20 protein-coding genes and 1 riboswitch are annotated in these 21,819 nt (G+C 44.7%); of the genes, 2 read left to right on the top strand and 18 right to left on the bottom strand.

Annotated elements, in window-relative coordinates:
- Window positions 1-76: 76 nt before the first annotated feature.
- Window positions 77-214 carry a DUF2087 domain-containing protein gene (locus tag FHS45_RS03590; protein ID WP_148350104.1) on the bottom strand — a complete coding sequence of 46 codons (138 nt, stop codon included), beginning with the start codon at window positions 212-214 and terminating at the stop codon, window positions 77-79.
- A gap of 143 nt (window positions 215-357) precedes the next feature.
- Between FHS45_RS03590 and FHS45_RS03585 the strand changes: the two genes are divergently transcribed.
- Together FHS45_RS03585 and FHS45_RS03580 are read left to right on the top strand one after the other, a co-directional pair.
- Window positions 358-711 carry a YflT domain-containing protein gene (locus tag FHS45_RS03585; RefSeq protein WP_062445436.1) on the top strand — a complete coding sequence of 118 codons (354 nt, stop codon included), beginning with the start codon at window positions 358-360 and terminating at the stop codon, window positions 709-711.
- Window positions 712-808: 97 nt separating this feature from the next.
- Window positions 809-1,141 carry a hypothetical protein gene (locus tag FHS45_RS03580; RefSeq protein WP_062445434.1) on the top strand — a complete coding sequence of 111 codons (333 nt, stop codon included), beginning with the start codon at window positions 809-811 and terminating at the stop codon, window positions 1,139-1,141.
- 102 nt (window positions 1,142-1,243) lie between these two features.
- Here FHS45_RS03580 and FHS45_RS03575 read toward each other — a convergent pair whose 3' ends face one another.
- The 17 genes from FHS45_RS03575 to FHS45_RS03495 all read right to left on the bottom strand — a co-directional run bounded on the left by FHS45_RS03575 (window position 1,244) and on the right by FHS45_RS03495 (window position 21,813).
- Complete coding sequence (locus tag FHS45_RS03575; protein WP_062445432.1) at window positions 1,244-2,725, bottom strand: phospholipase D family protein; 1,482 nt, start codon at window positions 2,723-2,725, stop codon at window positions 1,244-1,246.
- A gap of 225 nt (window positions 2,726-2,950) precedes the next feature.
- Window positions 2,951-3,646, bottom strand: a complete 696-nt coding sequence (gene thiT / locus FHS45_RS03570; RefSeq protein WP_208416249.1) for an energy-coupled thiamine transporter ThiT — start codon at window positions 3,644-3,646, stop codon at window positions 2,951-2,953.
- A 5-nt stretch (window positions 3,647-3,651) separates the two neighbouring features.
- Window positions 3,652-3,752: riboswitch (TPP riboswitch) on the bottom strand.
- Between the two features lie 69 nt (window positions 3,753-3,821).
- The gene (locus tag FHS45_RS03565; protein WP_062445430.1) at window positions 3,822-5,831 is read right to left on the bottom strand and encodes a penicillin-binding transpeptidase domain-containing protein; all 2,010 of its coding nucleotides are present in this window, start codon (window positions 5,829-5,831) and stop codon (window positions 3,822-3,824) included.
- A 604-nt stretch (window positions 5,832-6,435) separates the two neighbouring features.
- Entirely contained in the window at window positions 6,436-6,861 is a 426-nt protein-coding gene (locus FHS45_RS03560; RefSeq protein WP_062445428.1) for a universal stress protein, read from the bottom strand.
- A gap of 65 nt (window positions 6,862-6,926) precedes the next feature.
- A complete protein-coding gene (locus FHS45_RS03555) occupies window positions 6,927-7,649 on the bottom strand; it encodes a peptidoglycan recognition protein family protein (RefSeq protein WP_062445426.1) in 723 nt (240 codons plus the stop codon).
- 60 nt (window positions 7,650-7,709) lie between these two features.
- The gene (locus tag FHS45_RS03550; RefSeq protein ID WP_062445424.1) at window positions 7,710-8,432 is read right to left on the bottom strand and encodes a GntR family transcriptional regulator; all 723 of its coding nucleotides are present in this window, start codon (window positions 8,430-8,432) and stop codon (window positions 7,710-7,712) included.
- A gap of 13 nt (window positions 8,433-8,445) precedes the next feature.
- Window positions 8,446-9,183, bottom strand: a complete 738-nt coding sequence (nagB, locus tag FHS45_RS03545) for a glucosamine-6-phosphate deaminase (RefSeq protein ID WP_062445422.1) — start codon at window positions 9,181-9,183, stop codon at window positions 8,446-8,448.
- Window positions 9,180-10,364, bottom strand: coding sequence for an N-acetylglucosamine-6-phosphate deacetylase (gene nagA / locus FHS45_RS03540; RefSeq protein WP_062445420.1), 1,185 nt, complete (start codon window positions 10,362-10,364; stop codon window positions 9,180-9,182). Before nagA ends, nagB begins: the two co-directional genes overlap by 4 nt.
- Before the next feature lie 120 nt (window positions 10,365-10,484).
- Window positions 10,485-11,240 (bottom strand): alpha/beta hydrolase, encoded by a 756-nt coding sequence (locus tag FHS45_RS03535; RefSeq protein ID WP_062447877.1) that lies wholly within the window; start codon window positions 11,238-11,240, stop codon window positions 10,485-10,487.
- The gene (locus FHS45_RS03530; RefSeq protein ID WP_062445419.1) at window positions 11,224-12,099 is read right to left on the bottom strand and encodes an SDR family oxidoreductase; all 876 of its coding nucleotides are present in this window, start codon (window positions 12,097-12,099) and stop codon (window positions 11,224-11,226) included. The genes FHS45_RS03535 and FHS45_RS03530 overlap by 17 nt, the downstream gene beginning before the upstream one ends.
- A gap of 108 nt (window positions 12,100-12,207) precedes the next feature.
- On the bottom strand, window positions 12,208-13,137 hold the full coding sequence (locus FHS45_RS03525) for an LCP family glycopolymer transferase (protein WP_062445417.1): 930 nt from the start codon (window positions 13,135-13,137) through the stop codon (window positions 12,208-12,210).
- A gap of 266 nt (window positions 13,138-13,403) precedes the next feature.
- Window positions 13,404-14,213: a zinc transporter ZupT gene (gene zupT / locus FHS45_RS03520; protein WP_148350102.1), complete on the bottom strand. Its 810-nt coding sequence runs from the start codon at window positions 14,211-14,213 to the stop codon at window positions 13,404-13,406.
- 192 nt (window positions 14,214-14,405) lie between these two features.
- A complete protein-coding gene (locus tag FHS45_RS03515) occupies window positions 14,406-14,966 on the bottom strand; it encodes a GNAT family N-acetyltransferase (RefSeq protein ID WP_062445415.1) in 561 nt (186 codons plus the stop codon).
- 171 nt (window positions 14,967-15,137) lie between these two features.
- Window positions 15,138-16,352, bottom strand: a complete 1,215-nt coding sequence (locus FHS45_RS03510; RefSeq protein ID WP_062445413.1) for an EAL domain-containing protein — start codon at window positions 16,350-16,352, stop codon at window positions 15,138-15,140.
- A 1,107-nt stretch (window positions 16,353-17,459) separates the two neighbouring features.
- On the bottom strand, window positions 17,460-17,648 hold the full coding sequence (locus FHS45_RS03505; RefSeq protein ID WP_062445411.1) for a hypothetical protein: 189 nt from the start codon (window positions 17,646-17,648) through the stop codon (window positions 17,460-17,462).
- 83 nt (window positions 17,649-17,731) lie between these two features.
- Window positions 17,732-20,443 (bottom strand): UPF0182 family membrane protein, encoded by a 2,712-nt coding sequence (locus FHS45_RS03500; protein WP_062447869.1) that lies wholly within the window; start codon window positions 20,441-20,443, stop codon window positions 17,732-17,734.
- Window positions 20,444-20,673: 230 nt separating this feature from the next.
- On the bottom strand, window positions 20,674-21,813 hold the full coding sequence (locus FHS45_RS03495; protein ID WP_062445409.1) for a S1C family serine protease: 1,140 nt from the start codon (window positions 21,811-21,813) through the stop codon (window positions 20,674-20,676).
- Between the last annotated feature and the right edge of the window lie 6 nt (window positions 21,814-21,819).

Genomic DNA, 21,819 nt, shown 5'->3' with positions numbered 1-21,819 from the left:
GAAGTAATTTGAATACTAGGTGAAGTATAAATTTCCCATTATATAAACTACTAACCTTTTCGGGGAGCAATAAAACCTATTTTTCAAAAATAACCGGCCACATTTCTACAGGGTTCAGCTGATAACGATTATTTTCACGGTACATGAACTGCTGCATCACCCATTCCCTTCGAATTGTCGTGCAGGCGTCATGAAAAGTTTTGATAGTTCGCAAAGCGAAGGCAGAGGAAGCTCACCACATGCCCACGGAAAGCGAACCGTTTTCCCAGCCACCATAATCTCTAGTATTCTTTTGTTTAAAGTGAAGAGCTAACGGTAATTAAGATAGTGAACAATCTTTAGAAGGAGCTGATTTCAATGAAACCATTTATTCGTGAATACCAAAATGATGAAAAAGTAGTCGAAGATGTTAAAAAGTTAAAAGATAAAGGAATCGATAGCGATAATGTCTATATTCTCACACATGACGATGACCGCACGGACCGTTTAGCAAGCAATGCAAATGCCAACAAAATCGGTTTCTCCGAACAGGATTTAAAAAATTACGTAACGAACATGTTCAGTAAAAAAGGCGATGAACTTCGCACGAAGCTATCTGAAATGGGCTTCAGCGATAGTGAAGCAGACAGCTATGAAGAGGAAATGGATGAAGGGAAAGTACTCCTGATAGTTACAGAAACAGATAATGTGGATACCATCCTGGCTTCTTAATACAGAAAAAAATCGAGTGGCACACCCACTCGATTTTTTAATTGCCTCAAATATGTTACGATGATGGCATTATTTTTATTAAGGGAAGGCTGTAATAATGAAAAAGCTATGGACGAAATTGGAGGAAATCAGCGGGGATCCAAAGCTGCGAATTCCCCTTTATCTGGCAGCCATCGTGTTCGGTGTCGGTATGTATTTTCATGAGGACATATTCAAACCAACATTATTTATCATCATTTTGGGGTTATTGCTCATCAGCGAATGCATCTATCCTTATGGCATTCCTTATGCCTATTCAAAGGTCATGCCATCTCTGTTAAAAAAGCCGGTCTTTTTCGGTTTTCGAGTGATAGGTATTGTCCTTGGGGCATTTCTTGCATACATAGGTGGCGCAGTGGAAATAGGCTGGTTAATAAGAGAGATTTTTTAATGCACAGGTATTTTCTTTGTTTTTGACATTGTCTTTTTCTAAAAAAACATAAAAAAGCGTGTGACTCCGTTTGTGGTGTCACACGCTTTTTAAATTCTTCCATTAGTAGGTAGTAAACCAGATTAATTTCTGCAGGCGATAAGTTAAGCTGAGCAGGAAAGTCAATTCACTTTCATTCTCTTCATAAGCAACCGTATACTCCCCGTCCTGATTGTTCCAGATCCGGTTAAAATAATCGCTTACCTCCTGAATCACCTGCTCCTCCTCAGGGGCCTGTATCCTGACGTCTGCTTCCAGGTTCAGATTTGATAAATTACGGCGCGTATAGTTAGCAGAACCTGCAATGATAGTATCGTCTCCTTCAACTTTATCGATGTAAAGCATTTTGGTATGGAATTGTTCTTTATCGACATTATACCAACGGATATTGAGATTGTTATTTTCCAGATTCATCAGTTCTGCAGCTACCGGAAGGTTCGGAAGTCCCGTTTTCGTGTTACCGAATGCCGTTTTATTAGGATCAAGAATAATATTGATGGTTGCCCCATTTTCAGCGGCATTCTTTAACCTCTCCAGCACCTTTCTATCAGCAAGATAATACATGCCAAGCCAGACAGTGTCATTTTTCCGGACTTTTTCCAGGTCAGCTAAGATAGCATTATATATTTTCCGTTCTGTAAGAAACTGTGCATTAATGCTTCCTGTCTGCTCTTCAAAAGAATAACTGTCAATATCCGGGTAATCTACTTCGCCCTCCGATGAATAATCGACAACAGCTTTTTCCGCTTTTAAAATATCTTTTTGAATAGGACCTTTCATTTTAAAAGCAACATTTTCATGATAGCCGCTTGCGTCGTGGGGGTTGGCTGTGGAAACCATAGCCGCATCCTCTGTCACTACCACTTTTCGGTGATTTGCTTTAATATTCATCATCTTGACGTAAGAACGGAAAGTAATATCCGGAGCCTCTTTAGCCATAGGGTTGCCTATCCAGCCATTTCCCTCTTCGCCGAACCATTGAAAAAAGGTCCGGTAAACGGATGAATATAATGGATTCGAATCCCTAAGCTCACTTAAGCTTGTCATGACAACATCCACATCATTTTTTCGCAGCCGTTTGATAGCTTCGGGCTGATAGGAGTTATACACCGTATTGACTTGATCCGTTATAAATACCGCCTTTAAATGTGGGTGCTTTTCTTTTTGCTTGATAATAGCATCAGCCAGTTCTTTGGATATTTCCGGGAAATCATGGTTACCATCGGTGTAGCCGTTGAATAAAAACATGTCTATCACAATAAACTCTTCTGCTTCTGCGATCATCGCATTGATTTCTTCGAATATTTCTAACTCATGAACCGTTTTTCCTGTCTTGTTCTGATAAGTCAGATCCCGGTAAAATTCGATGTTCTCCATATCATGTACATTGCCTTGATAAGACAGACCAACCGGGAGTGCTTTATAAGAAGTATTGTAAAAAATCACAACGGCCACCCACAGTACCACGGCCAGAAAGACCCAGCTACGCTTTTTCTTAAGTAGTTGTTTAAATGTTATTTTTATTTGATTAAGTTTGTTTTTCATTTATCCTTTTCCTTTAGATTTTCATAACAACGTTCGCAATATAGTTTGCCGTTCTCATACATGCCATTCAAAAAGCCGTTTTCACAATATATTTTTTTATCACATTTAGTACATTGACCTACTAGTTCCTCCATTAATAGAATCCCCCTCTTTTCACCATCATACTATATTCCCCTTTTAAAAAATAAAAAACCTTGCCACTAAATTTTGGCAAGGTCATTGGTTTTAGTTTATTTGTTCACTTGGTCTTGCTGCCGCCCGGTAAGATGCCTGCTCTTGATCATTCAGGATTATCCGCGGCTGCTTCTTAAATAAATAACCGAGTCCGAGAGCACTGATAATGGCAGCTGGTACCATATAGGATGCATTGTAACCCAGTGAGTACAGCCAAATATTTTCTGCATCGGTATACTCGGCAAAGAATACGACGCCGGCAACCACATGGGCGAAGAACCGCAAAGCGCTTCCTAATAGAATCGCCAGCGAAACATACGTGAAGAATTTCTTCGTATTATGATTAATCAATGATTGTTTGACCGTACTTGCAAAGATGCCTGCTAATCCCAGTGCCGTGAATGCCAGCCCATATTCAATGAAAGCCTGCAATGGAGTCAGAATATACGCCTGACCGACGATAATCTGGAATACACCATAAAGGAACCCGGTCAGCAGTCCGCCCTTTAATCCCCAGCGAAATGCGATCAGGAAAACAGGTATCATGGCAAGCGACACCGATCCGCCCTGCGGCATTTTGAAAATCGGGATAAAGTCCAATAACGTCGCAAGGGCTGCAAATATCGCGACCTCTACCATAAATAATGTTCGTTTGTTTCTCACTTTTGAATCACTCCCCTTGATTTTTGGCAACAAAAAAAGCAATGCCAAGGGGGAAGCTTCCAGATGGACGGATTCCGTTTGCATTGCACCATCATAAAAGCCACCATTCCTACGCTAGTATTAACTAACAGGTTCGAAGGGTAAGGACACTGTCCACTCTCAGCCATGTTTGGCTCCCCTTGGAAGGCTTCGAATCTATGCTTTTTTTGTACTGGTTCCATTATAAAAAACTATTGTAACTTTAGCAACAAGCGGGCGGTTATTCCATATTTCGGAATAAATCCGCTGCCTGCTCGACGACATCCCCGCTTTTGGCATTTTCTTTCATCATTGCAAGTAATATATCCGTATTTTCGCTCGGATAAACGACAAACCAGCCGTTCTCCTTCCCATCTTCCTCTTTTGTCCGCTTCAGTTCGGCAGTTCCCGTCTTACCAGCGAGTGCTTTTCCTTCGATATTAGCTGCACGTGCGGTTCCTGCTTCGTGAGCAACCACCTGGCGCAGGGCATTTTTGATAACATCGTTATATTGCGGATCGGTGACATTTTCTTTCCAAACATCCAGCGTATTATCGGATTGAACAATGGTCGGCTTTAATAAGTTACCTTCGTTGAAAAATGGCGTGTAGGCTGTTGCCAGGTGCAGTACAGACATTTCCATTTGTCCCTGGCCATAAGCTGTGTTTGCCATCAATAAATCATCCCGGAAGGTATCTTCATTGGAAATCTGAGAGTTATAAAGTGGGTAATCATATGGGATTTCCTCGTTGAACCCGAAATCCTCCAGGCCGCTCCGGAACGTTTCCGGTTCCATTTTCAAAGCTGTCCGAGCAAAGAAAATATTATCGGAACGAATCAGTGCGTTTGTAACATCGACCGGACCATTAAATTCCGTGACCCGGCTGATTTCATAACCCCCCCACGAACCATCGTCTTTTGCCCATGTTTTTCCGTTAATATCCATCGTTTCTTCCGGACCGATCGCCCCATTGGTCATAGCGATAGCAGCAGTAATCGGTTTGACCACGGACCCAGGAGCAAACGTATGCATTGATCGGTTCAGACTTGGCTCCAGCTCATCGTCGATTTTCTGGTTGGTACCATAAACTCGCAAGTTCGGATCGATAGCAGGTGAGCTTACGAGTGCCAACGTTTCCCCGGTTGTTGGGTTGATAGCCGCTGTCGCTCCGGCTTCGCCTTCATAAGACTGATAGATCTTCTCTTGCACTTCGGCGTCAACGGTAAGCTCGACATCCTCCCCATGCTCTACCTCTGTCTCTGCAATCGTTGTTCGTTCATCTGTTTCCTCGTCTACGGCGTATACTTCTACCCCAGGCTTTCCGCTTAATGTTTCTTCAAACTCTGCTTCTATGCCTCCATGGCCGATTACGCTATTGCTGTTATATTTTTCATCATCTAATTTTTCCAGGTCCTCAGCAGTGACCTGACGGATATAGCCGGTCAGATGCGCAGCCGCTTCCCCGTATGGGTAATACCTTCCTGTCGCTTCACGGGAGGTTGAAGCCTCGATGTCAGCAATCGCTTCGACTCTTTCCTTCTCCTCGGCTGGTATTTTTTTCAAGGGAACAAACGAATCTTCCTTTACCCAGCCGGCATCAAGTTTTTGATCAATTGCTTCGATCGACATATCAAGCAATTCGGCAAGTTTTTCTTTCGTTTCTTCTTCCTCTTCACCTAATTGTCCTGGAACGACACCAAATTCGATAAAGTCATCATTGATGGCTAATCCATCGCCATTTCGATCAAAGATTTCCCCACGTTCAGCGGGGACGGAAGTGATGCCTACTCCCTGGCCATCCGCTATTTCTGGAAAAATGAAGCCCGGGTTCCAGTTGACATACCAATTTTCCTCTGTTTCGCCATCTGCTTCCCGTTCTTCTTTACTCCAGGTCGCCTCATAATCAAATTCGATATCGCCAGCAACAGAAGTCATGGATACCTGAAAAGGGATTGTTTTCTCTGTTTCATCTTCAGCATCTTCTTCCTCTTTTTGTTCGAAGTCTACTTTCAACTCTTCAATTCCAACATCCTGATAGATTTTTTCAAATCGCTCTACCGCTTCCTCTTTACTGAATTCCTCTTTGGAGGAAGCGCTCATCATTTCATACATTTCTTCAAACTTGCCGTCTTCCCATAATGCTATGTATTCCGTAAATCGTTCTTCTGCTGTTGGTTTTTCCTCGTTATTGCATGCTGCAGCGACGACCGTAAGCAGCGCTAGCAACAACAGGACTGTAAGCTTTCTCATAATATCCTCCTTTTGGAAAAGCATTAGTTCTTTTATCTTACCACAGGTTAATCTGCCACATGAATCATCCGGCTCACTTGATTCCAAAATAACAACGGTCCGTTGCCATGCATGTTAGGGATGGCGGGGAACGGTTCGCTTTCCTGTGGGGGAACTGGCAAGCTTCCTCGGTCGTTTCACTCCCTGCGGGATCTCGCCTAGCTCCTTCTCCCACGGGAGTCTCACCGTCTCCCCGCCACCCCAACTACATTAAGAGTGACGGACCCATTTATTTTAATATTATCCAACTCGGTACAGTAAAAGTACAACTGAACTATGGAGTTAGAACTTTCTAATTAAAGGGTAGTTTCGTTTTCTGAATATAAAAATGAGGGCTGGGCGAAATGCGAGACTCCTGCGGAAGAATGTTTGATGGGAGACCCCGCAAGGCGTCAGCCTGAGGAGGCTCACGAGGACATCCGCGGAAAGCGAGTGGTTCGCCAAGCCCTCATTCCACTCATTTTGGAAAACGAAACTAATTTACTTAGTTTCATATAAAAGAAAAAACTCAGAGTCTGGAAAGAACTCTGAGTCTGTATAAAAGGAACCAAAAAGGTTTCAAGAGCTACGGGACGATGGTGACGGGGACGTCTGCGGTGTGGATGACGCTGTAGCTGATGCTGCCCAGAATCGATCCTTTCACCCGGCCAAGGCCACGGGAGCCCATGATAATCCCGTTCACTTTCTCTTTTCGCGCCAGCTTGCAGATTTCTTCACTTGCAACACCAATAAGCATCATTTTTTCAACGATCACATCATGCCTGGCAAGGAGAGGTTCAGTGGTTTGGAACGCTTCTTCCGCCATCTCTTCCTGATAAGATTTGATCTGCTCTTTCGAAAGGAAGCGCCGGACATTATGGGTATTATACGAAGGCTGGACGTGTACCAGCAATAGCTTATCTCCTTCGTCATTTGCCACTTCCAGTGCATATTCCAGTGCGCGTAAGGAGTGATCTGAGCCATCAACAGGTACAAGATAGGTTTTACTCACTGCACCCAGCTCCTTTCCAATGGGATACTATACTAGTTACTACTATTATACCATGAAAGCGCTTTTTATACGTTCACCAGCCGGACGTATTGTTCGCTCGCGGTAATATAAAATACCTTCCCGTTACTATTTCTCACCTCATACTGAAAGCCTTTTCCGACTTTCAATTTGTTCGTGATAACCGGAAACCCATAGCCTGAATTAACGTGCCCGTATACATCCGAATCTTTCCAGGACGGCCGTATGTAAAACCGCAGCATGCCATCATAGATAGAGACCAGTTTCTTCCCCATATAAAAAGGGCCGGCTGGGGTGTCTTGCAGCTTCATCAAAAAGGCATTCCATTCCGGCAAAAGCGGCCGTGGACAAATTTTTCCACTCCATTTCTGGTGGGGAACGACATGGGATACAGGAAGGTTGTGCTTGTCTTGCAGTAGTCGAATTAATTGTGCTGCCATACCGACTGCCTGCTCAAAATCCCCATCCTCATGTTCACAGATTTCAATACCAATAGAGCTTCTATTGCCTGGACCGTTACCGTCGCCGGCGTGCCAGCCGCTTTCATTATCAGGAAGATGCTTAATGACCACTTTTTCATCGACTGTATAATGCCAGCTGACCAGTCTGCTTCCATCTAAATTGCGTAAATAATTGCCATGCATCATGGCATTGGCTCCCCGTGAACGGTTTCCTGTCGTATGCACCGTTATGTATAGAGGTTTCATGTGATGCCCAGGTCGGCATGGATGGTGTTTTGGTAAAAGCATTGATTGGATTTCCAGTTGCATGTTTCCTTCCCCCTTTCACTTTATTATCGAAAGGAAAGTGAGGAAAGGTGTGGCCCTTTTTTAATTCCGATGAATTTCTGCTAAGAATTTATAGCGATCAGCACGGTAGGCGGATTGCACGAGTTCAAATGGACGGCCATCGGTTGTAAAGGTCAGACGCTCGATTCCTAATAATGCGGCGTGAAGCGGAATCTCCAGGGCTTCCGCCTGGTATTCGTCAGCCAATGCCGCTTCAATCGCCTGCTCCGCCCTGCCAATCGTGAACCCGAGTGCTTCGACATAAGCATAGAACGACTGCTGAATATGCTCCTCGGTCAATTCCGGCATCAGACCGTATGGGATATAGGTAGTTTCCAATGCCATCGGCACGTCGTCGGCCAGGCGGACACGTCTCACTTCATAGACGCGCTCATCTGCTTCCATGCCTAGTTTTTTCGCCAATGGAGATCCTGCTTCCTTCACCTCGAAGCTCAACAGCTTGTTACCAGGTTTCAGACCACGCCGTTTCATGTCTTCGGTGAAACTTGTCAGTCCACTTAATGACTGCTCCATTTTTGCTTCGGCGATGAATGTACCTTTCCCTTTTTCGCGATATAGCAGGCCTTCCTGGACCAGATTATTGACAGCCTGGCGAACGGTCATGCGGCTGACATCATACATCTCGGTTAATGCCCGCTCCGACGGTATTGATTCACCGGGAAGGAATTCCTGCTTCGCGATCCGTTTTTTTATATCTTCCTCAATCTGATAGTACATCGGGAGCGGGGACTGTTTGTTCAACATGGTTTCTCCTCCTTCACTTCACTGCCTTCTGGTATGCTTTTTCATCAACAATCAATGTGACGTCCGGGTGGTTTTTCAGCGCGGAAGCCGGGAAATCTTCTTCTACTTCCCCATTCAACAGCCTGTCTATTGCAGGTGCCTTTTCTTCCCCGGATGCCAGCAGAAGGATCTGTTTACTTTTTAAAATCGAACAGATCCCCATCGTAATTGAGTGGGTCGGTACTGCTTCTAATGACGAAAAGAACCGGGCATTGGCTTTCCGGGTCGACTCCGTCAAAGTTACAACATGGGTAGTCGAATCAAACGGTGTCCCCGGCTCATTGAAGCCAATATGTCCATTCCTCCCAATGCCGAGAATTTGAAGGTCGGGAGGGCCGATTTGGTCGATCAGCCCCTCATAACGCTGGCATTCCTGCTCAATATCAGGCGCATCCCCTCGAGGGATATGCGTGTTATCAAGATCAATGTCAATGTGATCGAAAAGGTGCTCACACATAAACCGGTGGTAGCTTTGAGGGTGTTTTTTGTCGAGTCCGACGTATTCATCCAAATTCAAGGTCTGGATATTCCGATAACTGAATTCGCCTTCTTTATATCCCTTCACCATTTCTTTATACGTCGCAAGCGGCGTGCTTCCCGTTGCAAGCCCCAGTACTGCCTGAGGATTTTCGGTGATTTTCTTTTCAACGACATGAGCAGCGGCACAGCTCATTTCCTGGTAGTCTTCTTTCACAATCACTTTCACTGTCATCGACCCTCCTGTTCATATGCAATCGTTCCTTTACAAATCGTCACGGCCACATCCCAGTCCTCATCCAGAATGACAAGGTCTGCGTCTTTCCCGGTGCTGATACTTCCTTTTCGGTCAAAAACATTCAGCTCCTTGGCTGCATTTGCTGAGGTAAGCTGGATCAAGTCGTAAACGGATGGATGGACCGTTTCCTTCAAATTAGCTACTGCCTGCTTCAACGTCAGTACGCTGCCTGCTATGGTTCCATCTGCAAGACGGGCTTCATTATCTTCTACAGTAACCTGTTGACCGGCAAGATCATATTCCCCTGGTGCGAGGCATTTGGCTCGCATTGCATCCGTAATCAGCATCATTTTCTCCGGCCCCTTCGCTTCATAGGCAAGCCGGACTGCCTCCTGATGGGCATGGACAAAATCAACGATGATTTCCACTGACAATTCCTTATGCAGCAAAGCCGCTCCCAAAGCACCAGGTTCCCGATGATGAAGACCGCGCATCTGGTTATATAAATGGGTGACATGGGTGGCACCCTTTTCTACTGCCTGTGCTACTTCTGCAAACGAGGCATTCGTATGGCCAATGGACGCGACGATGTCCGATTTACTTAAATGCTCAATCAGCTGTAATGCTCCCGGCTCTTCGGGAGCGATGGTAACAAGCCGGATCAGCTGTCTGGCAGTTTCATTCCATGCATTGAATTGCTCGAGATCGGGGGCGATGATATGCTCCAGCGGCTGGGCCCCTGCTTTATCCTTGGAAATAAACGGCCCCTCCAAATGGATGCCGATGATTTCCGCTCTGTAGCCATCGACCTGATGGTCAATATAGTCGGCCGCATTTGCTAATGCTTTGGAGATCGCTGCTTCTGATTGTGTCATCGTGGTCGCAAGGAAACTGGTGGTGCCTTCTTCGGGGAGCACTGTCGCAATCCCTTCCAGCGCTTCCTGGGTTGCATCCATGGTGTCATGGCCGGCAGCTCCATGGATATGAACATCAATGAACCCGGGAATTACCGACCAGTTTTTTCCTTTACCGTCTATGACTCTATTGGCTGTCCGGTCCGAAAATCCTTCCTTGGAAATATCGGCAATTTTCCCTTCCTCTATCCAAAGAGAGCCTGTAATTTCTTTTTCATTTTCGACGATAATGGTTACATTTTTTATTAACAATGTCTGGGTCATAACTTTTCCTCCCTGATGTAGCTGCTAGCTCTATTATAAAGTTTAGGCATATAGTTGTCTATACCAGCATACACATTCAGAAAAACTACATGTTTGTAGTATCACCAGACAATCGATAAGTTATTTGGTCATGCTATATTGCTGGATAAACTCCAGGCTCCGTTCAATGATTAAATCAAGATCATGATCAAGTGTCGCTACATGATAACTATTTTCCAAATGGACAAGTTCGGTGTGCTCAGAAAAAATCGCATCAAATATATAGGAAGCATTATCCGGCGGTACGACATGATCTTCATCAGATACGAACTGAAGTGCTGGACAATGGACATTTGCCAAATCAGCACGTACCTCCTGAAGCATATTTAACAGTTCTATTACGGAAGCATAAGGCACTTTATCATAGGCCAGCTCCTGGACGCCTTCTTTCTGAACATCGGAGTGAATCGACTCCAGGTACCTCGGCTGGTTTTCAGATTCTCTAAGCGCCTCCATCTGCTGCATCTCAATAGCTGGATTGATTAGCATGACCCCTTGAATATCATCATATTTTTCTGCCAGAGAGAGTGCCAGTGTACCACCCATGGATAGACCAGCTACAAACAATATGCTTGTACGTTCCCTTAGCCATGCTATTGCTTCTTCCGCAGAGGCAATCCAATCTTTATAGGTCGTCTTTTCCATATCTTCATAGTGGGTGCCATGTCCAGCCAGTCTTGGCATGGCAATGGAAAAACCGGAAGCTGCAAACGCCTCTCCCAAGGGGCGCATGCTTTGCGGAGTGCCGGTAAAGCCGTGTAATACAAGAATACCTACCTCATTGCCTTCTTGAAAAAATGCTTCCGCACCAGGAAGCACTTCATATGTCTTTTTCATCATGCATCTCCTCCCTTTTGTTCAATACCTTACGAATGACAAGCTTTTCCCATACGCGCCAAGGTAATAACCGTTTCGTCCATATCATCGGCCTGACCCCTTTGCCGACCGGGTGTCTCACTTTCGACCACGCTGATCGCTCAACGAGTTTGCTTGTGAATGCTGCAACTTGTGATGGTTCAGCCATCGTTTCCCTGCTCGCTTCCATATACTGCTTGATTCGATTCATATAATCGGCATAAGGGGAACCGGTCTGTGATGCCGTTTCCGGTATGTACGTGCCTCTAGTCCAGATGTTCGTCCGAAAGGAACCTGGCTCAATCATTGCCGCCTCGATACCGAATGGCTTCAGTTCCAGCCGGAGGCTTTCCGTGAATCCTTCTACAGCATGCTTGGATGCAACATAAGGGGACAGTCCCGGAAAACCGATGAGACCACTGATACTGCTGACATTCAGGATTTTTCCAAAACCCTGCCTTCGCATAATCGGCAGCACCAGCTGGGTTACGGCAACCATTCCGAAAAAATTCGTTTCAAATTGCTTGCGGTAATCCTCGACTGGTACTTCCTCCACAAACCCACCGACAGCCATGCCGGCATTATTAATCAGTACATCGATCCTGTCAATGGTTGCCAGACTGATTTCAAACGACCGGATCGAGTCATGATCCGTCACATCCAGCTGTCTTGGAATAATTCTTGCCAGTACATTTGGATTCTTGACCTCCTGTTCAAAGCGGTCGGCATAACTCATGTTCCGCATCGTCGCAATCACACGGAAACCTTTTTCTGCACACTTGATAGCTGTCAAATATCCGAACCCATTCGATGCCCCTGTAATCATTACTGTTTTCGTCATGGACGGCTCCTTTCTTTGCCTGTTTTGTACCATACTACCACTCTTTATTCCCGCGTAAACCAGCGGCTGTCGGGGGAATTAAAAAAGCAGGCTCTATGCCCGCTTTTTTTAAAGTGCTTCACTGGAAATCATTTGATTGACCTTGGCTATTTCCTCTGGAGATACTTGCAAATAATAAATATCATTGATATAACTGTCTTTCCCTTTTATCTGGTACATATCAATATTTTTTAAAGCGTGACGGTACTCGATTGCCAATGTCCTGATTTCATCTAATGTCATATTTGTGTGCATATGGGCTGATAAAACTTCAAAGATACCATCCAGATTTGCGACAGCCTGAAGGCTCATTCCCTGTTGCATGATTCCTTCCACAACTTCCCGCTGCCGGTGGTTCCGGCCGATATCGCCTTTTGGGTCCTGATCCCTCATCCGGACGTAAGCCAGCGCCTGGTCTCCGGTAAGCATTTGAGGACCTTCCGGATACTCAAACCCTCCTTGTACAAACGGAAAATCATTTGTGACCGGTACGCCGCCAACAGCATCGACAATTCCACTCAACCCTTTCATATTGACTGTTGCGTAATAATCCATTTTTATATCCAGCAAGTCTTCTACAGTTTTTATCGTCATATCCAAACCGCCGAACGTATAGGAATGATTGATTTTATCATATTTTCCCTGCCCGGGAATCCAAGCCATCGTGTCACGCGGGATGCTGATTAATCGGACCTTTTCCCCGTCAGGATCGACATGCATGACGATGAGGGTATCCGGACGCCCAATATCTTCCTCCCGCTCATCAATTCCCAGCAATAAAAAATTTAATGCCTCATTCGCTTCGGTTTTCCGTTTACTTGTCTCACTGTCGATAGCCGTTACAGGTTCGAACAAGTCATCGACGACGGTCTGGTGGACTTTTTGATAAAGAAACAGTAAATAGGAACTTGATCCGCCAACCACAAGCAGTATCGCCAAACCTATCGCCATCAGCCACTTCCGTTTCCGGCTCCATTCTTTCCATTGGTGTTCCATCATCGCATCCCACCCCTACCGCATTATATGAAGCGGATCAGGCAGGTATGTCCATTTTACTTAAAAGAGCTCCCCTTCCAAGACAGTGGTTCTGCCTTAACGCACGAACCTTCTTCCCTAACGCGGTTATGTTCTTAACGTACTCACCTTCTTCCATAACGCGTCTATGTTCCGACTTAACACGATAACCTTCTAACTTAACGATGCATTTCGGAATTTCCCCTTTTCAACATAAAAAGGACACACCTTTTTAAGATGTGCCTTTTCTATTAAATGAACAACAGCAGGCTTAGTGCCATGATCATCATTCCGCTAATTACACCATAAATGGAAAGGTGGGCTTCATCATATCTTTTCGCTGCCGGAAGGAGTTCATCGAGGGAGATGAATACCATAATCCCAGCTACACCAGCGAAAATGACACCGAACATGACTTCATTCAAGAATGGCATCAAAATCAGGTATGCGGCAATCGCGCCGACTGGCTCCGATAAGCCAGATAAGAATGACAGTTTGAATGCTTTTTTCTTATCGCCGGTTGCAAAATAAATCGGAACAGAAACAGCGATGCCCTCGGGAATATTATGGATCGCAATCGCAACAGCAATCGCTATCCCCAGGCTCGGATCCTGCAAGGCTGAGGTAAAGGTAGCGATCCCTTCCGGAAAATTGTGAATGGCAATCGCCAAAGCGGCGAAAGTTCCCATTTTCAAAAGCGCCGGATCGCCGTTACCTAGCTGTGGCTTCTTCATATCCTCTACCTTTTTCACTTCATGGGGGTTAGCCTTTTTAGGGATGAACCGATCGATCAAGGCAATGAACAGCATCCCGCCGAAGAAAGAAGCAACCGTCACCCAGTTACCGGCCTCTATCCCCATGGCTCCCACCAAAGAATCTTTTGCTTTGAAAAATATTTCCACCATGGACACATAAATCATGACACCAGCCGAAAAACCAAGTGCAAAAGACAGGAACTGGGTATTGGTGGATCTCGTGAAGAATGCCAGCATACTACCGATGCCTGTGGCCAGACCGGCCATTAACGTTAAACCGAATGCTAACAATAAATCTGAACCCAAATCTTCTCGCTCCTTTCAAACATCCTAAGGTCATTCTAACTGGAATTTTCACCTAGGGAAACATTTTTAACTAAAGTAATAAAAAATTCCTAAACGAAAAACCCCCTTGCCACAATTTTATGTAGCAAAGGGGCGGCATGTGCCTATTAAACTGAAAAACTTTAGCGGGTTATAGGATAAAAATTTCCCCTATTACCGGACTTTCGCATAGATGCATGTATCACGCAGTTCATCACCAGCAACGGAGAGGTCATCATGGCGTAAAATACCTTCCAGCTCAAAGCCAAGTCTCTCAGGGATCTTCCTGCTTGCCTTGTTAGCGGCATCACAACGGATTTCCACCCGTCTTGCCTTCAATTCTTCAAATGCAAACGTGGTAATCCCTTCTACTGCCTCGGACATATAGCCTTTTCGAGAGTAGCGGCTGTCCAACCAATAGCCGATTTCAAATTTAGGAATCTCCCAATTCATTCGATGAAGGCCGGAAGAACCGATGAATTTCCCGGATCCTTTTTCAAAAATATGTAACCGTAAATCTTCTCTTGTCAAAAACTTGGCATGTGCTTCTCTTACGTTTGACTCAGTTTCTTCCAACGATTGTCGCCTCTGAGCGAATGGCATCCATCGTTTCAACTCTTCATGGGAAGCTTCCAGCGCTTTATGCACAGCATCACCATCACCCGGGAGCGGCATGCGGATTTGAAGCCGCTCTGTTTCGAACGCTGACGGAAAATCAATTAAAATCGGCTGCATCTCTGACCACCATCCCTGATATAATTATTTCTCTGTCTGATATGAAAGTTGAGAAATATCATATCATAAGAATGGAATATTTTCACTGTTTTTTGAAAAAAATGATAAATTCAGCTGAGGCTGTTCAGAATAAGCCCTGCTACCCCTAGCCTATTCTCTTGCGCAGTGGTATTAGATTAGCAGACATTCGTGTTCATATATATAGGAATACTTCATGTCAATGAATAGAAAATGCTGGTCGGTCAGCGGAAAACTGAAAGTACGGATGGTTTCTTTTGTTTCAATATCAGAATAAAGCTCGGACAAAATACCTTTGTTCCAAGTTTTCATCAACATGACATTTTCTAAAAAATACGGACGAAACGCCCAATTGGAACCTTTTTTCTCCGGTTCCACCATCCAATGAGCATTTCTTTTCCTAAAGTTTGCAGACACCTGCTGGCCGTCGTTGTTGCATACAAACATACGAAAGCTTTCATGATCAAATTGCTTGGTCACCTTTTCGATAAAAGCATCCACTTTTTTTGTCCCTTCCCACTTCGGAAGCAGCCGTTTCACTTTTTGCTCCCATGCCAGTATCAAAGAAAGCCTCTGTTCAATCAAAGCTTTTTCCCTTGTAATATACTTGGCCACTTTCTCGCCGATGTCGACACTAACCGCATTCGGGGCTAAAAAATCAAACCCTGGTTCTGCCAGAAAATTCCCCTGATAAAACCTTCCTCCATGCTTCCAGGCAAAATGAAGCTGAAAATCATCCTCAATATTTTCAAACAGTAACGCAGCACCTATACGACGCGCCAACATGGATAATGAGTAAACGATATCCTGAAAACTGTCAGCGTTCGGTCTTCGTATGATATTGGTATCAATTTTCAATAAGTGGGGTTCAAGCTGGCGGATACGGTCAATATTGGAACTTTTAGCGCCGATATGATCGACTGCTATCTGAATACCATAGGTTTTATAATAGCGGAGCAAATGACTCAACGCTTTGAAATCCTCTTCAAAATCATGCTCGGTCACTTCAATGACAACCCGACTCATCGAAAATCCTTTTTCCTCAAACAACTGCAGCGTCGTCAGCAGATCTTCGCCGTCATGCAACATTAATTGCCGGGCGTTACGATTGATGAACAACAGCCCTTTTCGATTGGATTCCAAAAAGTCCGTGATTGCCTGTTCCAGCAAATGTTGGTCTACTTCTATTTTAAACTCATCCGGGACATCTGGATCGCGAAAGAAATTGCCAAGACTGATCCATTTCTCCCCATCGTAGCATCGGCCTAACAGCTCATAACCGATGACACTGTGCCTGATTGCACTGATCACCGGCTGATAGGCAGGTTTTGTTTTACTTAAATCACCGAGAATATCTAACGGATCCATGGCACTTCCTCCTTTCTATTATCCTACCATATTAATTATAATAGATTACTTTCAAACTGCTTACTATTTCTCTCTGTTATTTAACAGTGTATTAGATTTTTCATAAGAATCTTATTCAATAAACGATCCGAAAAGTCGAAGACTTGACTTAAAGATGTTTTTTGGTCCGTTACCGAGTCAAGAGTAAAGGCGGCTGGGAAACGATTCGCTTTCCTGTGGGGGACTGGCGAGCCTCCTCGTTCGTTTCACTCCCTGTGGGGTCTCGCCTTGTCCCTTCTCCCACGGGAGTCTCATCTTTTCCCTGCCTCCTTATCCGTTTTTGGATAACGGACCATTCACAAAGATGAAGATGTCTTCCACATTTTCTATTTAAAGACTAAGAATTAAGGTAGTAGACCATAGGACCTTTCTAAGTTTGAAGGGATATATTGGTGTTTCCGTTTCTCTTATAAGCGCAAGGAGGGCCGGGAAATTGCGAGACTCCTCGAAAATGATACGCATTTCCTTCGTGGGTGTCTATTCAAGAAGCTTATTCAAAGTCCTATGGGAGGATAGTACATGGTGAGATCCCGCAGGGCTTTAGCCCGAGGAAGCTCACCGTACGCCCATGGAAAGCGAGTAATTTCCCGGCCCTCCAAGCCGTTACTACCGTAACAGAAACAACATATGTAAGCGTTAACAAAAAGTTCACAACTTGTGGTTTCCTTGTGTGAAAATGGTGGTATAATAAAAGTGTAAAGAAGATAGATAAACAACTTAGGCGGCTCAACCATTGCGAGTTCGTTTCCAAACGAACAGAGACGCCGGTTCAAAATAGGGATCGCACTTCCTGTGCATGGTATGATACAAGCCCTGAAATTTGTCCCGGACAGTCAGGTCTGCTGGAACATTGGCGGCAGACAGAGCAAGAGGCTTAACTGAACTCCAAGAAAACAGTTTTAAAATCGGACTTAACCCAGAGGTAGAAGGAAACGAATTCACCAAAGAATTATCCTTCTGTAAAACTCTCAAACTGCAGAATCCTGGATGATTCTGACATGGTTGGGTCACCTAAGTTGTTTATAACAATACCTGACACGCAATGTGTCAGGTATTGTTTTGACCTATTTAACTTCCATCTTTCTCTTTCAGCAGGCGGTCCAGCTTTTCTTCAATCCGATCCAACCGTTTATCCTTGCCTGTAGATTTTTTCATAAACCGAAACAGTCCATTAATAATTAGCAGCAGGATAAGAAAAAACAGCCCCTGGACAAGCATATCCCCTACCATCAGCCCGCCTTCTGCTAGTAAATACATTGGATATCCCTCCGATAAACTTAATAATAATCCATAAACCAACAGCCCGAACATGATTCATTCGGGCTGTTTTCTTTTCTTATTTATTCAGCATCTCGCAGGCGCTGTTCAATCTCTTCCATGATGGCTCCTGCTTCTTCCCAGTTGCCATTGGAAAGTGCGGATTGATAATCTTCGAATAAAGTAGAAAGATCTCTAAGAATTTCTTCCGATTCGAGAATATCCTCCACATTGCCATCTTCCGGAGACTCTTCCTCTTCCCCTTCATCAGGGGCTGCTTCCGGGTCGATGAGTACAAGCATGCGGTCCAGTGCCTCCTGGAAAGTAGGTTCCATCACGATATGATCTCCGTACGCCAGGATAATCTGCTTCACTTCCGGCAAGGATGTTTCATTAGAAGATTCGATATAAATCGGTTCTGCGTACAACACAGTATCTTCAAATGGTATAGCGAGCAGATTTCCACGGATGACTTCCGAGCCTCCCTGCGACCACAGGTTCAACTGTTGAGAGATATTGCTGTCCTGGTTGATTCTATTTTCAATTTGCTGCGGTCCGTAAATATTACGCTGTTTCGGGAATTGGTATACAAAAGTTTCCCCATAATTTTCCCCATCGTTTCGGACCCCCATCCAGGCAATCATGTTCTGCCTGTTTCTTGGTGTGAATGGCAGCATCAGCACAAATTCTTCTTCCTCATATTCTGGAAGCTTCATTGTAATGTAATAGGGTTCCATTTCGATGTCTTCATTGAAATATTTCTCTGTAGGGAACTCCCATCTGTCTTCCCGGTTATAGAAAACTTCCAAATTGGTCATATGATAAGTCCCATACATGGAGGCTTGAATTTTAAATAAGTCAACCGGATAGCGGAAATGCGATTCTACATCAGCCGGTATGTCATCTGTAAACAGGTCAGGGAACATCTTTTGATAAGTCTGCAGCAATGGATCTTCGGTGTCGACTGCGTAATAGTCCACTTCCCCGCTATAGGCGTCCGCCATTACTTTAACTGAGTTCCTGATGTAATTCTCATCGCCACTGTGCGGTTCAGAATACGGATAACGTTCCGCTGTAAGGTAAGCGTCGATCATCCATGCCAGACTGCCGTCTTCGCGGACAAAAATGTACGGATCCTCATCATATTCAAAGAAAGGAGCAATTCGTTCAACGCGGTCCATAATATTACGCGTCATCAGCATCTGGCTGTCTCCATTGATTTGATCAGAGACAAACATTCGGAATGAACCGGCATCCAGACTGAAAATGAGACGGTTCAGACCAGATAAGGAAATGCCACTGTCTGCCTCAAAGCGTGTCGACATGTTCTCGTCCCCGGCCGGGTAGTCAAACTCATCCACCTCACTGTTTACGATGACATTTTTATAATTTTCTTCACCAAAGTAAATTTGCGGACGGCTAATATCAAGTGCACCATCTGGCGGAAGGTTTCGCAACAGATACTCCGGCTGTCCCTGGGAGGTGATTTCATTGACATCGCTCATCGCAATACCATAACCGTGCGTATAACGTAAATTTTCGTTCACCCACGTTTTTGCCTGAGAAGGCAGGTCAACCGTATTCAGCTCTCTCGCCCCCAGGAACACCTGGGTATATTCTCCATCAATCTCATAACGGTCGACATCGATGTCATTGAATTCATAGTATGTCCGGAATGTCTGAAGCTGGTTATAAATATCTAGTATCGGACGGGCATCATTGATTCGTACATTATTGATAGTCAATTCATTATTATCTACCATTTCCTGATCCAGGGACTGGTTGCCTGGATGTTCCCGCTCTTCGATACCGTGTAAGTCATAGGCAGCCCTGGTAAATTCCAGGTTCTGCTCTAAATATGGACTTTCCCTGCTAAATTCATTGGGAGATACTACGTAATTCTGAACGATAACGGACGCCCCCTGAGCGATAATAACCAAAGCCACATAGATAGCCACCGGAGTTAGCATCGCCTGAACTTTCCCGCGTACAAGCATCACAATCATCCAGATTGCTCCGATGACAGCCGCTGCTGCCAATACATAAGAAGCAGGGTTGTTAATCACTTTATCAGTGTAACTTAACCCGTGTACCACACTGGTTTGAAAAATATTTACCTGGTTGGTCAACAAAGTTCCATATGGCTCGAGCACATGGACACCTGCCAGCAGAATGCCGATGACACCAAGCGTAATCCCCATGTGAAGCTGAGCCATCCGGCTTTCCCGGTACATACCAAATACCGAATAAAAACCAACCTGAACTAATAGCAGCAAAACTCCTAAACCAAGCAGTGTGTTAATCGCAAAATCGATAAATGGCAGCACAAACATATAAAAAGAAATGTCCATATCAAAATGAGGGTCTTTAATTCCAAATGAAGTGTGGTTCAGGAATTTCAGCCATAACTCCCAGCCGATTCCCTGAACGATACTGCTGCCCAGCAGCCCTACAAATGCCGCCAGTGCAATAATGATCAGTTGTGACCATTTTTTCGAAAACAGGATAGATGGAAGCCGCTCCCGATCGAAAAACCCGATATACGTTTTCCTGACCCAGGAAAGCGTTACATACGTCAATAGGAAAAAGATCAGGAACCCACCGACACCAAGTAATAGTTTACTTGTAAAAATCGTCGTAAATACGGATTTAAAACCAAGAGAATCCATCCATATGTAATCGGTGATCCAGTTCAGTGTTAGCATTAATACGATAGCCAGGACGATAAATACCCCGAATATCGTACCTAATATGGACCCGAATTTCTTCAGTTTCTGTTTCTGTCTTGTCGGCATGTTGATTGTTCGATTATCCAATTTACTCCCCCTTAATTGCCTTATACGTGATTGTATGGATATACCTTGCACTTTCTGTAATACGAACGAATCGTGTCATTCGTTTCATTTTTTCAGAGAAAATATTATTCATGTATGTATTCGACAAAGGCATCCGGCTTCCTCTTTTCACAAGTCATTATTCACAAAAGCGTCAAAACCCGACAGGGAGCAATCCTGCCGGGTTTTGATCAGGAAGAGACCTCTTCGCCTTTACCTGATAGAATCTTGATCTGATCATTTTCTACGCCAACGATGTAGTTGAGTTTATATTTCTTTATTTCCACTTCGCCGCTTATGTTTTCTTCCACTGTAATAAAGGCGGTGACCTGTACGTTTTTTCCTGATTGCTTTGGGATCAAGTCGTCTACTTTTACCGATAATGTATTCGAGTACCCCTGGCGAAAGTTTTCATAGGAATTATCTCCCTGCCAGCTGCTGCCAATCAGGGAGTAGGCCGTAACGAAATCCCCCTGGTTGATGCTCTCATAAAAATATTCCACGATATAAGTCGCCTGATCGACAGGGGTAGTATTATAACCTTCCCCAGGACCGCCGACAGTGTCCTGGATTTCAGGCAGGCTTTCCATCGGAGATTCTGACCACCTTTCCACAAGATCAAGAATATCGGGAAGCGGAATGCTGAAGCCGATTCCTTCTTTGTCCAGTTTCGCAGAATTGATCCCAATCACGTGACCTGTTTCTGCATCAATCAGCGGCCCGCCGCTGTTACCCGGCTGGATGGGGGCAGAAATCTGATACAGCCCGCGATATTCAAACGGGGCAATATCAAATTCCCGGTCTAACCCGGTGATTTCACCAGTAGTAACAGTATTCTGCAACCCGAGTGGGCTTCCCAGTGCCAGCACGTTATCCAGCATTTCTGCCTTGTTTTCCCGCTCAAGCGGTAAAGGGGCATTTTCATTCAGAGCGGGAACACGGACGACTGCGACATCGGTATTGGTGCTGATGCCAATGACTTCGCCGGATAATTCTTTTGAATCGGACGTCGTAATTGTAACCTCACGAGTATTGGCCACCACATGGGCATTCGTTAATAGATCCCCTTTTTCGTTATAGAGGAATCCGGAACCCTGTTCCCCGTTCGGAGCTGTGATTTGAAAAACCCTATCCTGCGATTCTTCAATGATTTCCTCCTCTTCCCTCGTAACTGGTTCTTCATCTGCCTGGTCATTATTGCTTGTCTGAACCAGCGCGGATGCTTCTTCCAATTTGGCCGGCATCATATCTTGGAGATATAGCACTCCCGAGACGCCTGCACCTGCAATAATCACTGATAAAATGATACTGATCATCCATTTGCGCTTCATGCTGCG

Origin of the sequence: Thalassobacillus devorans, assembly GCF_011761345.1 — a bacterium.
In the GTDB taxonomy this organism is placed as follows: domain Bacteria; phylum Bacillota; class Bacilli; order Bacillales; family Halobacillaceae; genus Thalassobacillus; species Thalassobacillus devorans.
The sequence above is the reverse complement of the archived record's forward strand: the minus strand, read 5'-3'. Positions and strand labels throughout refer to the sequence as shown.